We start from the raw sequence: 14,689 nt of genomic DNA, 5'->3' as shown, positions 1-14,689 counted from the left end.
TATGACAGCTCAAGGCATGCAACCTAAATCAATTGCCAGAATAGAAAATTGTAGCGTGAAGACAGTATATACCCATCGGCGTAACGCTGAGGCAAAGCTGTACTCCAAATTATATAAATTAGTTTAACAGCCCGAAACAATTTCAAGATGATTCACCGGGACATCATGTCCTTAATTTAACTCAGGATGAAAAAGCGATGAAAAAAAAGGTCTTGGCATTAGCTCTGGTAACGGCGTTTACCGGTATGGGTGTGGCACAGGCGGCTGACGTAACAGCTCAAGCTGTAGCGACCTGGTCTGCGACTGCCAAAAAGGACACGACCAGCAAACTTGTGGTGACCCCCCTCGGTAGCCTGGCGTTCCAGTATGCAGAAGGTGTCAAAGGTTTCAACTCGCAAAAGGGTCTGTTTGACGTGGCGATTGAGGGCGACTCAACGGCTACCGACTTTAAGCTGACCTCGCGTCTTATCACTAATACCTTAACGCAGTTAGATACCTCCGGCTCCACACTTAACGTCGGCGTTGAGTACAACGGCGCGGCAGTCGAAAAAGCTGCTGATACCGTAATGATCGATACTGCAAACGGAGTACTGGGCGGCAACCTCAGTGCGCTCGCTAATGGTTACAACGCCAGTGGCCGTACCACCGTGCAGGATGGATTCACCTTCTCCATCGTCAGTGGCACAACCGACGGGACTACCGCAGTCAGCGATTTTAGCACCCTGCCAGAAGGGATCTGGAGCGGCGACGTCAGCGTACAGTTCGACGCCACCTGGACCAGCTAAGCCGGCTGACCCACCTGATGCACCAGCAGGGGCCCTCCCCTGCTTTTTTTCACGGACGGCATTGTAATGAAAAAATTCCTTATGGCCCTCGGGCTGCTGCTCATCGGGGGCGCGCCAGCGCAGGCGCTGGACGTCGGCGATATCTCCTCCTTTATGAACAGCAGCAGTAGCTCACTAAGCAAGACTATCAAAAACAGTACCGACAACGGACGCCTGATCAATATTCATCTCGAACGACTTTCCTCACCGCTGGATGACGGAAAGGTTATCCCTATGGACAAACCCGATGAAGTACTGCTCACCCCTGCCAGCCTACTGCTGCCCGCCCAGGCGAGCGATGTGATCCGTTTCTTCTACAAAGGTCCATCAGATGACAAAGAACGCTATTACCGCATTGTCTGGTTTGATCAGGCCCTCAGTGACCTGCAGCGTAATAAAGCCGACCGCAGCGCGGTAGCAACCGCCTCTGCGCGTATTGGAACAATTCTGGTCGTGGCACCCCGTCAGGTAAATTACCGCTTTCAGTACGCCAACGGTGAGTTAACTAACTCAGGAAACGCAACGCTGCGGATCCTGGCTTATGGTCCCTGCCTAAGGGCTGCTGACGGCAAGGAGTGTAAAGAAAATTACTATCTGATGCCGGGTAAATCACGTCGTTTTACGCGTGTGAATATTGCAGATAAAAAAGGACGTGTTGCGCTTTGGCAGGGTGAGCAGTTTGTTCCTGTGAAATAGACAGCTGTGCAGATGGATAATGACGATGTCTCTACGACGGATTTCCCAAGAACTGAAGACACGGTTTGCCTTCAGCATGATCTTTTTGTTCGTTCAGCCTGATGCCAGCGCTGCTGACTCCAGCTTGCAGCAGATTGGCGGCGTGATGATTCCGCAGGCCTTCAGTCAGGCGTTGCAGGACGGCATGAGCGTCCCGCTCTATATTCATCTCGCTGGTAGCCAGGGTACGCAGGACGATCAGCGGATCGGCAGTGCCTTTATCTGGCTGGATGGTAGCCAGCTGCGTATAAGACAGATACAGCTGGAGGAGAGAGAAGATAACGCCAGCGTAAGCGAGAAAACCCGGCAGCAACTGACTCGTCTCGCCAACGTCCCCTTCAGCGAAGCGCTCACCATTACCCTGACAGACAATGCGCAATTGGATCTCAGTCTGCGCCAGTTGCTGCTACAGCTGGTGGTCAAACGCGAGGCGCTGGGTACTGTGCTGCGCTCGCGCAGCGAAGATATTGGCCAGTCCAGCGTGAACGCCGTTAGCAGCAACCTGACCTATAACCTTGGCGTCTATAACAACCAGATGCGCAATGGTGAAAGCAATACCTCTAGTTACCTGTCATTGAACAACGTCAGCGCTCTGCGGGAGCACCATGTAGTGCTGGATGGTTCACTGTACGGTATCGGCAGCGGTCAACAAGACAGCGAATTATATAAGGCAATGTATGAGCGCGATTTTGCAGGCCACCGTTTTGCGGGCGGAATGCTCGATACATGGAACCTGCAGTCGCTGGGACCGATGACCGCCATTTCGGCCGGGAAGATTTACGGTCTTTCCTGGGGAAATCAGGCCAGTTCCACCGTTTTCGACAACAGCCAGTCGACCACGCCGGTGGTTGCTTTTTTACCGGCGGCGGGAGAGGTCCATCTTTTGCGTGACGGGCGACTGCTTAGCGTTCAGAACTTCGCTATGGGTAGCTATGAAGTGGATACCCGCGGACTACCGTACGGTATTTACGATGTGGAAGTGGAAGTGATTGTTAACGGCCGCGTAGTCAGTAAACGCACCCAGCGAGTCAATAAGCTGTTCAGTCGGGGACGCGGCGTCGGATCGCCACTGGCGTGGCAGGTATGGGGCGGCAGCTTTCACATGGATCGCTGGTCGGAGAGCGGGAAAAAGACTCGGCCAGCAAAAGAGAGCTGGCTGGCCGGCGTCTCGGCGTCCGGCTCGCTCGACACGTTGAGTTGGGCTGCAACCGGATATGGTTATGACAATCAGGCAGTGGGCGAAACCCGAGTGACACTGCCGCTCACTGAATCAGTTAACGTTAACCTGCAAAATATGCTGGCCAGCGATAGCTCATGGAGCAGCATTGGCAGCATCAGCGCCACGTTGCCCGGGGGCTTCAGTTCGCTTTGGGTTAACCAGGAGAAAACGCGTATTGGCGATCAATTACGGCGCAGCAATGCTGATAACCGGGCTATTGGAGGAACCCTCAACCTCAACGCACTATGGTCGAATTTGGGCACCTTTACTATCAGCTACAACGATGACCGACGTTATAACAGCCATTACTACACCGCGGATTATTATCAGACAGTTTACAGTGGCACCTTTGGATCTCTTGGCCTGCGGGCGGGGATCCAGCGTTTTAACAATGGCAGCAGCAACACTAATACCGGGAAATATGTTGCTCTTGACCTCTCGCTGCCTCTGGGTAACTGGTTCAGTGCGGGGATGACCCATCAGAACGGTTACACCATGGCTAACCTGTCGGCGCGCAAGCAGTTTGATGAAGGAACAATTCGTACCATCGGCGCCAATGTGTCGCGGGCTATTTCCGGGGATACCGGGGATGACAAGACCCTCAGCGGTGGCGCCTATGCCCAGTTTGATGCCCGCTACGCCAGTGGAACCTTAAACGTCAACAGTGCAGCGGATGGCTACGTGAATACCAACCTGACGGCCAGCGGCAGTGCTGGCTGGCAGGGCAAAAACCTGGCCGCAAGCGGGCGCACCGACGGTAATGCCGGTGTGATACTCAACACCGGGCTGGATGACGATGGTGAGATAAGCGCCAAAGTCAACGGGCGAATTTACGCACTCAGCGGCAAGCGTAACTATCTGCCACTCTCTCCCTATGGAAGGTATGAGGTGGAGCTACAGAACAGTAAAAACTCGCTCGACAGCTACGACATCGTCAGCGGCCGCAAGAGCCATCTGACGCTCTATCCCGGCAACGTCGCAGTGATTGAGCCAGAGGTAAAACAAATGGTCACTGTCTCCGGTCGTATCCGCGCGGAAGACGGCACGCTAATGGCTAACGCGCGGATTAATAATCATATAGGCCGGACCCGAACCGATGAAAACGGCGAATTTGTTATGGATGTTGATAAGAAATACCCCACCATCGATTTCAACTATGGGGGCAATAAGACCTGCGAAGTGGCGCTGGAGCTCAGCAACGCGCGTGGTGCCGTCTGGGTTGGGGATGTGGTCTGTACCGGTCTCTCCACTTATGCCCGCACGCAGCAGACAGGAGAAGGAAATGAAAGCTAAATGGCTGGCATATTTAGTCATGTTCACAGCGGCGCTTTGTATCACGCGGGTGAACGCCGCGGTCACCCAAACCATCAGGCCAGATGCACCGGACAGGCAGTTTGTCTTCGTGGAAAACAACTCGGATGATAACTATTTTGTCACGCCCGGCGGCCCGCTGGATCCACGTATGACCGGGTCAAACCGATGGACGGGGCTGAAGTATAACGGCTCTGGAAGCATATATCAGGTGAGCTTGGGCTATATCGATAATGGCTACAACACCCCCCTGACAGCTGGATGGAAGTTTGATATGTGGGTGGAAAACTCACCAGTGTCGCACCCTTTGACCGGCCTTCGCTGCATCAATTGGTATACCGGTTGTGATATCGCCACCAGCCTTATTCTGCCACAAACCACCGACGCCAGCGGATTTTATGGCGCGACAGTGACCAGCGGAAACGCAAAGTGGATGCATGGCATGATGTCTGACGCGTTCTATCAGTATCTGCAACAAATGCCGGTCGGCGGTAGCTTTACGATGACCATAAATGCCTGTCAGACCTCTGTAAATTATGACGCCAGCAGCGGTGCGCGCTGTAAGGATCAGGCCTCCGGCAACTGGTTTGTGCGCAACGTCACTCATACTAAAGCCGCAAATCTGATGTTGATCAACACCAATTCCCTTGCGGAGGTCTTTATCAACAGTGACGGCGTACCGACCCTCGGTGAGGGCAATGCCGACTGTCGGCCCCAAACGATTGGCAGCCGATCGGGATTAAGCTGCAAAATGGTGAGCTACACCCTGCAGACTAATGGGTTAAGTAACACCTCGATTCGTATTTTCCCGGCAATTGCTAACTCGTCGCTTGCCTCTGCCGTAGGCATATACGATATGCAATTCAGTTTGAATGGTAATTCCTGGAAGCCAGTGAGCAACACCACCTATTTTTATAACTTTAATGAGATGAAAGGCGCCGATTCGGTCTATGTTTTCTTTTCAAGCAACTTCTTTAAGCAGATGGTGAACCTCGGAATCAGCGATATCAACACCAAGGATCTGTTCAATTTTCGCTTCCAGAACACCACCTCGCCGGAGTCGGGATGGTATGAGTTTTCCACCTCCAATACACTGATTATCAAACCACGTGATTTTAGCGTCAGCATTGTCTCCGACGAATATACAACCTCTCCGTCACGAGAGGGATTTGTCGGGAGCGAGGAACCAGCACTTGATTTCGGCTACATAGTCACCACCAGCGGTAAAACAGCCGCCGACGAAGTGCTCATTAAGGTGACCGGACCGGCGCAGGTGATTGGTGGGCGTTCCTACTGTCTCTTCAGCTCCGATGACGGCACGGCAAAAGTGCCGTTTCCGGCGACGCTTTCATTCATTACCCGCAACGGAACGGAGCAGTCCTACGATGCCGGGTGCGATGACAGTTGGCGGGATATGTCCGAAGCACTTTGGCTCACTACGCCATGGACCGATATCTCCGGGGACGTCGGGCAACTGGATAAGACGACGGTAAAATTTTCTATTCCGATGAATAACCCCATTTCACTGCGCACGGTGGACGATAACGGCTGGTTTGGCGAAGTCAGCGCTTCAGGAGAAATTCATGTTCAGGCGACGTGGCGTAACATTAACTAAGGCCCTGCTGAGCCTAGTCTGCCTTCTGGCAGCCACTCAGACGCAGGCTATCTCGGTCGGCAACCTCACCTTCTCCCTGCCGGCCGAGATGGATTTCGCCAGTAAACGAGTAGTGAACAATAACAAAAGTGCGCGGCTGTATCGCATCACCATCAGCGCCATCGATCGCCCGGGTGGGAGCGAAGTGCGCTCCCGGCCTGCGGATGGTGAACTGTTGTTTGCCCCACGACAGCTCACGTTACAGGCTGGTGAAAGTGAATATTTCAAATTTTATTATCACGGCCCCCGAGATAACCGCGAACGCTACTATCGGGTTTCATTTCGCGAGATCCCCACGCGCAACCTGACGATGCGAAGTCCGGCTGGCGGTGAGGTCAGCATGGAGCCGGTGGTGGTAATGGATACCATTCTGGTAGTACGACCGCGTCAGGTTCAGTTTCAATGGACATTCGATAAGGTAGCAGGAACAGTGAGTAATACCGGTAATACCTGGTTTAAATTACTGATCAAACCCGGTTGTGATTCGACCGAAGATGAGGGTGACGCGTGGTATCTGCGTCCCGGTGATGTGGTTCGTCAGCCAGCGCTGCGTCTGCCGGGAAATCACTATCTTGTCTATAACGACAAATTTATAAAGATCAGTGATACCTGCCAGGCCAAGCCCGGGCCTGTGGACTGAACCCTATCATGCCGGTGCGAGTCCCAACCAAAAGGCACGACCGGCAACATCCAACAAATCTCGTCGTGAAAGGCTTGCAGTATGGCTGAAGCATTTTCTTTATCACCGATTAATTTAAGTGACGTAAGCCAACCGGGAAATCAAATATCGGAGAGATAACCAGCATGACACTAACATGCTGATTACAGTCCATGCGCAGGTCAGGAATGGAAAGAGAAGAAATATATATAGAAATGGCATCATTCTACGAGTGTAGTGGTGAATATTTTAATGCCTGCCGATACTGGCTTAGAGCCTCTCGTTACACGCAAAATCTTGAGAAATATATCTGGATTCGTAAACGACTTAGACGATGCAAAACGGTGATGTCCATCCTTGCGCTGAGAGACCCACACCGATGAGCCAGCGCCATCTTCTTTAGAATCAATCATCGTGAGGAAAGTGTGGGGTCAGATCATATTTATTGTGGACGTTCTGCCAGATTTGGGCACCGGGAAGACCATTTTACAAATTTGGCATTGTAGACAGATGCATCGTTGCTGACGAAAGATATTTCACCTTCTTTAGCTCCTGCCTTCAGAGTTCCGAGCAGATCTGCCTGCACCATTCTCGCATCGAACTCCTTACCTTTTTCATCAAAAGCTTTGTAACAGCCTACAAAACCAGTTAATTCAATCGGTTCTTTAGCTTTGCTGTACACAACAACGTTGAACGTTTTTTCGTACATTGGCTTCCCTTCAACCACAACGGTTCCCTCTGAAGACGGAATAGCCTGGATAGTCAATTTATTGTGTAAATCTTCGGCCGCCAATGAAGAAAACGAGAACAGAACAAACGAGGAGAGAAGAACTTTAGTTAGTTTTTTCATTTATTAGATCCTTATATAAGAAAATGAATATTAATTGCACCACCAGATTACATGTAACAACGTATACAGAGACTAAATAATCGTTATCTTCTGCTACGTAGTTTACATCAATTGGTTTTCATTCTATGTAACGGTAAACCATTCCGCCGTTCACTTAGATGCAATAGTACCGCATCGCCAGCAATCCTCAGCAATCCTCAGCACACACTGTAACGAGCAAAAGAAGAGCTTGGGCGATCGCGGATAGCGAATTTTGGGATGCCAGAAGAGAGCTAAACGCTTCTTTTGCTCACGTCAGTGCTCAGATAAGAATGGACGTTACGGTTTCTGTTTTGACAAGCACGCTCCGTAAATGTGCACACGCCAGAAAAACAGCCCGACACATTCAAAACCAAGCTTCACACGTTTATAATTGAACTCCAGTTTTGATAGATTATGCTCAAAACGATTGAGATCAAGTATAAAGAAATAAACATAGCAATCAATACCTTAATCTTGTTACGCCTTCTTAAACAACAGGCGCCAAAAACAAACGTGGTTAGTGCTACTATTGTATGTAATAACAAAATAATCATAGGGATTATTATTTCATACTCAGCAAAATCTTTATGCAAAAAGATCCAGCCCGTGACTAACCAAATCGCGAAATTCAGTATTGATATAACCAACAAGATTGAGCTACCTTTATCATTCTTTTTAATTACAACGCCACTCAAAGCCTTCCCCTCCTGGAAACATTAAAAAACAGGAAATGATGATATTGACCTGTCTTCAAAAAAGTGATAGCAGGTATGGCTATGCCCCACCTCGCTACATCATCGAAGACATGAATAGTTTAATCGTATTAGGAGTCTAATATCACCTAAAAAGTTCAACAATATATAAACTTTGGCTGGATGGTGACGGGATTATGCAGGGTTGAACATGAGGTGGGTGCATTCTTATGGTGGTAGCCTCTCGGCCACCACACGTTCAACATTAGGACTCAGGCATAGCGGAAGAATGATGCGATGAAATTTTCCACTCGTCACCGGTCCAGGCGTAAGTGAAAGTATAGCGGGCTGAAACTTTTGAATTATCGGCAAAAGTAAATGTATAAGTTCCGGTATCAATGGCTTTATTGCAACCAATACGAATAGTACGACTGTCAATATGTCCTACGGGTTTCTTTTCCAGGAAATGTTTGAAGTAATCCTCACGTTCTGCGTCTGTCAGGCGTACCTGGTTTGAAACTGTTGGTAATAATACGGCATCGGAAAGGTAGTTTTCAGCCACTTTCTGAGGATCACCGGTCTTTAGCGAAGCATTCCAGCGATCAAATAGCGCCTCTATTTCGGCATTGTCTGTCTTTACACAAGTTGCTGTAGGGGTAACTGCACCTGCAGTTCCAGAAATTAACATTAACGAACCAATAATACCGATCATCTTTTTCATATGTTTCCTTTATTAAAATCTAAGTCCTGAAATGAAAAAGTAGCAAGCATATAAATTGAAAACAATAACACACAGTTATCGTTACTTTATTTTACACTTAATGATAACAGTTGAATTAAACGCAAAAATGTGCACCCCAAACTGCTGTTCGTTGTGTTCTTAAAATGATTTATAGCACAGATATCCAACCGCACTCAGCGAACAAAAATTTCTCAACCAAGGCAATACCCCCTAAAATAATAGGTTAAATGTTTTAGTTCCCACATTACTCTCAAAAAAAATCACTATAAATATTAATAATTACTAAACGAACCAGCATTATGACATTGACTGTACATTAACAAAGTGAATAATGCTCTCAGGAATACAATATAGGATTCCACACCGTGTATTCCCCCATAGGCAACCTCGTTTATTTTAAGGAAGGAAATGAAAGGTTTATCACTTTTTTCGGTTGGATTTATTTTTTTATTGGCAGGATGTTCAATGATGACAACAGAAGAAGAACGATTAAAAAACTGTGAGGCAAAAGGTATAAGTAAAGATACCTGCTACCTGGTTGAGAAAGCCGACAGACGGCAGGAAAAAGACCAGAGTGATACCCGTTTTCACGAGCAAAACTTGCGAGTCATTAAGCAAATGGGATTAAAGGGCCTTGGTCTTCCGGATTAAAAAATAATACCCAGCTGAGACTCATTTACGCTGATCTTTATTTATCATAGCTGCGCGCTTTGCGCGCAGTATTAATTATCAAATATATCGTGACTACATGAGAACCGGAGGATATATGCAATGATTAGCTATCTTCAGCACAGTTGACTGTGTCATTAAGTGTGAATTATTTGCTATCTCACACTGTACACCCAGCGGGTGCCCAGGTCGTTAATAAGTTCGTACTTGAACGGTCGCGTTCCCTTTCCTGGTTCAACAGGAATGCTAACATTCGACGCCGGTGCCACCATTATACCTCCGAGGCCAGACCTCATAAAACTCATATTTGTCAAAGTCATATGCCACGGCGTGGGATTTGTGACTAACATTCGTTCTCCATTTTTGGTTGACTGTAAAATAAAGCGAAGTTTATTACCATCTTGCTCTACCGGATCATCTACCCCGTCCGGACGAATAAAGACTTTCATCCTCAGACGCAGTGGCAACACTACTTGCCTGACCCCAGATACAGCAGCGGTATTAGATGGGATTTGGTAAACATTCAGCCAGAATAGTGACTCTTTATCTTTCGATAAAGTTCCTGTAGACGTCAGCATAAGTTGCACCACACGAACTTCACCTGGTTTCATACTAAATACCGAAGGAACTGCAATAAGCGGCGTGGTCGTTTTTTCAGGCGGCGTGAGGGGATCGAAATTATCACTCCAGATTTGGACCATCGTGGGCTGTTTCTCTGAATTAGAGAGCGTGAGCGATGCCGAACGTTCGCCCTGATGAATAATTACTCGGGTTCCCTCAACGTTAACCACCGCCCGAGCAACGGGCAGAAACGCAAAAATAATCAAAAAGGCGGGTAAAAACTTCATTTCTATCCCTCTACTGAAAGCTGACCATAATCTGCACTTGCACTTTGTGGCCTCTATCACTCAACTAACCCCGTAACTGTATATTAAAGTGCTCAAAGGGATTTCAAATCATATTCTACATCCGCTCATACCTTTACATTCCCAGCGAGGAGCTAAATCATTAAGGACTAAAAAACGGGTAGGGTTAACTCGGGAATGTGAATTTTAAGAACTATTGAAAATGAGATTATGCATACCGCACTGCGGAAATTAGTTAAAAAGCTGCGCTTCGCTTGTTAAAAGATACGTCTTTTCTATAATTTAAGGGTGCTTTGCTATGTCAGTTAAAGCCGTCGTTCAGAAATACCCGTGTGCTCAAGAACGAGCCACCCTTCGTACTTTCTATCCAGCTACATCTGGCGTATGCCAGCCAGGTTGTTGCACTTCTCAATCACAGCTAGCAGCGGCTTAATCCAGCGAAGACTTGTGATAAGGAGGCGAAGGAACTATCATCCGCTGCGTCATGTCAATCGGCATAGGTGTGCATTGTGCTGGAACATAAACGGTCAGCGTATTCAAACAGCACACCAGCAATGTCAACGTGGACAGGAAAATAACAGTTATTTTCACGGCGGAGAATCTCCCGGTATTCAATTACGGTATCTTCGGTGCTGGTATCGTCCATGAAGTTAAGCCTGTTGGCATGCTCTGCAATCTGACTGAATCGATTGGAGTTGAATGCCTGGCGGCGATCACCAGCCCCTGCAAAAGTTATCCATTAGCAGATCGTCGTTTTCGCTGTTAGCGCCAGCACAGTTGCGCTGAGTTTTACCTTTGGATATTTTTCACCTTGCGCAACTCTTCGACGGCATGATGCCAGGGGTTATTTTTTTCCGTTCGATACATGCTCTAACCCCACTCTATGCGGGTACTTTATCAAGAAAAAAAGCCCGCTTTTGACGGCAGGCTAATGAGTTGACTATTTGTAAGGTAGGTGTGAGTAAGACCATGCACAGGAATTAAGCTGTATCGGCTGATTCACTATCGGTTATGGATAACCGTCAGGCATTCAGTTACTTCCCACAACCCAAAGCTTAGCAGCAGTTTGCAAAAAAACATAAAAAAAGGCCTGCGTTTTACGGCAGGCTCTCAAGGAATTTCAAACTGGTTGTAGTTATTGTCATGGTGCCGGGTGCCTCCCGGTGACTTTACCCCTGGTCAGTAAAGCCGCGCGCATACCTGCAGACAGCAGTTGACTGGAACGCCCCACCGCATAGGGGGATTCACCATTGCCATAATTTACCAGGTAATCAACTGAGGGATCAAACCGAAATACGGCAACAACTATAGATTAAATTGCAGCCATTTAACTAAAATTTTACATTTTGCCGTTGCGTTTTATACAGCAAAATCCTAAATTCTCCATCCCGTTCTCATCTGTTAAAAATCAGTTGAGAATCTTTGTCGAGGGATGTGATGTCGCCTGTAGAGTCCCTCGTCTTTTTTTCCATTTAAAATTGCCCTTCCGTTTACATATCAAAATCGTTGCATACTCTTCCAGCCAGAAAGTACAGCCTGTCTGTTAGAACGCGTCAACCAGCTGCACGTGGCGAGGCCTTTGGGCAAGTAGCACCGAAACACATCTTGGAGTAGGTGATGGCCGAGACCACGATACGGTGGCCGCGCAGCACCGCTGCTTCAGGCACTTCAGTACCGCTTCAGACTGCCCGCGCATGATGAACGAGAAGATGTTGGTGTCGAGCATATTGGACTGACCCCGCCCCGGTAGACGATCCTGCCCTATAGTTTGAGCACAGGAGGAGCGTATGGGCACACCACTATTTACACCTGAATTTAAGGAAGATGCCGTCCGTCAGATAACAGAACGCGGTTATTCCGTTGCTGAAGTATCCGACCGTCTGGGCGTTTCTGCACACAGCCTCTACAAGTGGCTACGGGCTATCAAACCTGATAACAGCGAACAGCATGCCCGGGATTTACTGGAAGCCAAAAGCGAGATCCTGAAACTCCGGGCGCAGCTAAAACGCACCGAAGAAGAACGGGATATCCTGAAAAAGGCCGCGCGGTACTTTGCAAGGGAGCCCGACTGAAGTACCGCTTTATCAATGAACACCGCACTGTATGGGGTGTGATGACGATGTGTCGGGTACTGAATGTCGCCCGGGCCGGGTTCTACGCGTGGCTGCACAACCCGGTCTCGGCGCGTGATAAAGATAACCAGCGTCTGCTGATGCTTATCCGCGACTCATATTCCCTGAGCGGAGGCGTATACGGTTACCGGCGGGTTCATGGCGACCTGAACGAAATCGGGGAGACCTGCGGCAAAAACCGGGTGGGTCGTATTATGCAACAAAACCGGATCAAAGCCGTGCGCGGCTATAAAGCGCCGCGTCGTATCGCAGGCCGACCTTCAGTGGTTGCCCCTAATCGCGTGCAGCGGCAGTTTACTGTTGTCCGGGCCAGTCAGGTCTGGGTTACAGACATCACTTACATCCGCACCTGGCAGGGCTGGCTGTATCTGGCGGTGGTTATCGACCTCTTCGCCCGTAACGTGGTTGGCTGGTCGATGAAGCCCACACACTCTCTCGAACTGTCTCTCGACGCGCTGATGATGGCCGTCTGGCGTCGAAAACCGGACGGTGAGGTTATCGTACATAGCGATCAGGGCAGCCAGTACGGCAGTGACGACTGGCAGCGCTTCTGCCGGGCTAATAACCTGGCCCCGGGCATGAGCAGGCGTGGCAACTGCCAGGATAATGCGGTGGCCGAATCGTTCTTCAGTTCGCTGAAAAAAGAGCGGATCAGAAAACGCATCTATAAAACCCGGGATCTGGCCCGGGCCGATATCTTCGATTACATTAAAGTGTTCTACAATCGGGCCCGGCGCCACAGCCACCTCGGCGGCGTCAGTCCGGAGGCCTTCGAACAGGCCTCATCGTGAGGACAGAATTTGTCTACGGGCGTGGGGTCAGTCCACTAATTTAGCAAATATAAAAATTCATAAAGCAACCCGAAGGCTGCTTTATCAGATCAATTACAATTGTAGGAAATTTTTACCAAGGCGGCCTTAAGAACATCATCATTCTCCGAAGTAAACATAGCAATTCCCTTTACCGGTTTACCTTCCTTCAGAGAGCCAGAGGTCAAAACCTCATCAACAGTGTCGAGTTTATATTCTTTCTTGTCTGGAGAATAAGCCACTAGACAAAGCTTTGATAAATCGACATTGTCACCTGATAATTTTGCTAAGGAAACCTCAAAGGTTTTTGCGTATGCAGTTTTATCACCAATTGATATAGAACCCTGTGATTGTTCAGTGGCGTATACGGCAATGTTATTAGGATTTGAGGCGTTTGCTGCAAAGCAAAAACCGGCTAAAGATAGCGATGCAAGTAGTACAAAAAAATTCATATCAATTCCTCTTTGTGTGTTAGTTATCTGGATAACTGCACGTATGCAAGATTATGCAAGATGCAGAATCCTGTTAACAAAAAAAATCGAAGTGCAACGATTAATTTAAAAGCTATAAGTTCCACAATCAATCATACCTATTAAATAGCTTTAGACCCGATAAAGTTTAATAGCAAGCCACAGATAGTTCTTTAACAGCTGAATCATCTTTCTTATTGAGATTGAAGTTAGCTGAGCATTGCTCATAAGAGTTCCTGCCCCACCTAGCAATTAGTTTTCCAGTTTCAGGAACACCACTTAGATATACTTCCCCGTCATTACCAACAATGCTTGTATTACTAGTATCGTCGTCTTGAGAAAGTGATACAGTGGCGCCAAAAGGAACAGCTATACCTTTACTATTAAATTTAAACAAGACCCGCGAGCCAATTCGTGTATGATAATTAGCAAGCACTAATGATCCTTTAGTTGGTATAACGCTTGTAATATTTTCCTTTACATCAACGTCAGAACCCATCGACTGAGTATCAAGACCAATCCTATTAATTTGATATGCAGATAAGTAAGGAACAATAGCATAACCGCGCCAGTCTGTATGAACCCCTGGACTGTTAACAACCTTTATTCCTTTTGCTCCTCTAGCTTTGACTAACGCCATACTTTCACCCAATGATTGACCAAAAGTAATACCATATGGATGTGCTACAATGCTACCCTGCAGACCATAATTAACATGTCGAGAACCTTGGCCATTGCTATACCCACCGTTGACTGTACCATAGCTACCTCTATAGGTTGCGTACATATCCGTACCATACCCTTCGCCCTGAGTGATGTAATTTTGGTAGATACTATAATTCAAATTATTTTCCTGGAGCAACGTCCCGCTTACACCTGCACGATGCGATGTTTTTCCATTAGAACCACTGGACATGCTATAGCTTGCCCAACTACTTGGTAAAAAATCACTTAATGGAACTTGAATATTAAAAGAAAACTGATGATCGTCTTTTGTGTTTCCTGTAGATTGGCTTAGAGTATAACCAGTACTATAT

At 47.9% G+C, this 14,689-nt stretch carries 13 protein-coding genes and 2 pseudogenes; 8 read left to right on the top strand and 7 right to left on the bottom strand.

Going from position 1 to position 14,689, the window contains the following annotated elements:
* The 6 genes from USH94_RS22020 to USH94_RS21995 all read left to right on the top strand — a co-directional run.
* Nucleotides 1–127 (top strand): helix-turn-helix transcriptional regulator (locus USH94_RS22020; protein ID WP_146749057.1); only part of this gene is annotated, 127 nt, incomplete at its 5' end.
* Nucleotides 128–197: 70 nt separating this feature from the next.
* A complete protein-coding gene (ecpA, locus tag USH94_RS22015; RefSeq protein WP_111966180.1) occupies nt 198–785 on the top strand; it encodes a common pilus major fimbrillin subunit EcpA in 588 nt (195 codons plus the stop codon).
* Nucleotides 786–851: 66 nt separating this feature from the next.
* A complete protein-coding gene (locus USH94_RS22010) occupies nt 852–1,520 on the top strand; it encodes a hypothetical protein (protein WP_111966179.1) in 669 nt (222 codons plus the stop codon).
* Nucleotides 1,521–1,545: 25 nt separating this feature from the next.
* Nucleotides 1,546–4,071: a fimbrial biogenesis outer membrane usher protein gene (locus tag USH94_RS22005; protein WP_111966178.1), complete on the top strand. Its 2,526-nt coding sequence runs from the start codon at nt 1,546–1,548 to the stop codon at nt 4,069–4,071.
* A gap of 19 nt (nt 4,072–4,090) precedes the next feature.
* Nucleotides 4,091–5,704: a fimbrial adhesin EcpD gene (gene ecpD, locus USH94_RS22000; protein ID WP_258525081.1), complete on the top strand. Its 1,614-nt coding sequence runs from the start codon at nt 4,091–4,093 to the stop codon at nt 5,702–5,704.
* Nucleotides 5,673–6,383 carry a fimbria/pilus periplasmic chaperone gene (locus USH94_RS21995; protein WP_111966176.1) on the top strand — a complete coding sequence of 237 codons (711 nt, stop codon included), beginning with the start codon at nt 5,673–5,675 and terminating at the stop codon, nt 6,381–6,383. Before ecpD ends, USH94_RS21995 begins: the two co-directional genes overlap by 32 nt.
* Before the next feature lie 460 nt (nt 6,384–6,843).
* On the opposite strand, the gene USH94_RS21990 is transcribed toward USH94_RS21995, so the two are convergent.
* Both USH94_RS21990 and USH94_RS21985 read right to left on the bottom strand, forming a co-directional pair.
* The gene (locus USH94_RS21990) at nt 6,844–7,251 is read right to left on the bottom strand and encodes a DUF4354 family protein (protein WP_248163000.1); all 408 of its coding nucleotides are present in this window, start codon (nt 7,249–7,251) and stop codon (nt 6,844–6,846) included.
* A 978-nt stretch (nt 7,252–8,229) separates the two neighbouring features.
* Entirely contained in the window at nt 8,230–8,685 is a 456-nt protein-coding gene (locus USH94_RS21985) for an SgcJ/EcaC family oxidoreductase (RefSeq protein ID WP_111966202.1), read from the bottom strand.
* 429 nt (nt 8,686–9,114) lie between these two features.
* Between USH94_RS21985 and USH94_RS21980 the strand changes: the two genes are divergently transcribed.
* A complete protein-coding gene (locus USH94_RS21980; RefSeq protein ID WP_064786160.1) occupies nt 9,115–9,357 on the top strand; it encodes a hypothetical protein in 243 nt (80 codons plus the stop codon).
* A gap of 173 nt (nt 9,358–9,530) precedes the next feature.
* Here the strand turns inward: USH94_RS21980 and USH94_RS21975 are convergent, their stop codons facing one another.
* The 3 genes and pseudogenes from USH94_RS21975 to USH94_RS21965 all read right to left on the bottom strand — a co-directional run.
* Complete coding sequence (locus USH94_RS21975; RefSeq protein WP_111966203.1) at nt 9,531–10,223, bottom strand: fimbria/pilus periplasmic chaperone; 693 nt, start codon at nt 10,221–10,223, stop codon at nt 9,531–9,533.
* Between the two features lie 389 nt (nt 10,224–10,612).
* Nucleotides 10,613–10,981 (bottom strand): annotated as a pseudogene (locus USH94_RS22580) (hypothetical protein).
* An 825-nt stretch (nt 10,982–11,806) separates the two neighbouring features.
* Nucleotides 11,807–11,967, bottom strand: a pseudogene (locus USH94_RS21965) (VapC toxin family PIN domain ribonuclease); the annotation flags it as partial.
* Between the two features lie 61 nt (nt 11,968–12,028).
* Between USH94_RS21965 and USH94_RS21960 the strand changes: the two are divergent.
* Nucleotides 12,029–13,164, top strand: a protein-coding gene (locus USH94_RS21960) for an IS3 family transposase (protein WP_320731336.1) whose coding sequence is annotated in 2 segments (ribosomal slippage) — nt 12,029–12,275 and nt 12,275–13,164 — 1,137 coding nt in all. Because the reading frame shifts where the segments join, the coding sequence is not laid out codon by codon here.
* 89 nt (nt 13,165–13,253) lie between these two features.
* Here the strand turns inward: USH94_RS21960 and USH94_RS21955 are convergent.
* Nucleotides 13,254–13,634, bottom strand: coding sequence for a DUF4354 family protein (locus USH94_RS21955; protein ID WP_111966204.1), 381 nt, complete (start codon nt 13,632–13,634; stop codon nt 13,254–13,256).
* Between the two features lie 166 nt (nt 13,635–13,800).
* The coding region (locus USH94_RS21950) for a fimbria/pilus outer membrane usher protein (RefSeq protein ID WP_146749062.1) at nt 13,801–14,689 on the bottom strand (889 nt) is incomplete at its 5' end.

The organism is Enterobacter sp. 148H3 (genome assembly GCF_034107425.1).
GTDB classification, from domain to species: Bacteria; Pseudomonadota; Gammaproteobacteria; order Enterobacterales; family Enterobacteriaceae; genus Enterobacter; species Enterobacter vonholyi.
The sequence above is the reverse complement of the archived record's forward strand: the minus strand, read 5'-3'. Positions and strand labels throughout refer to the sequence as shown.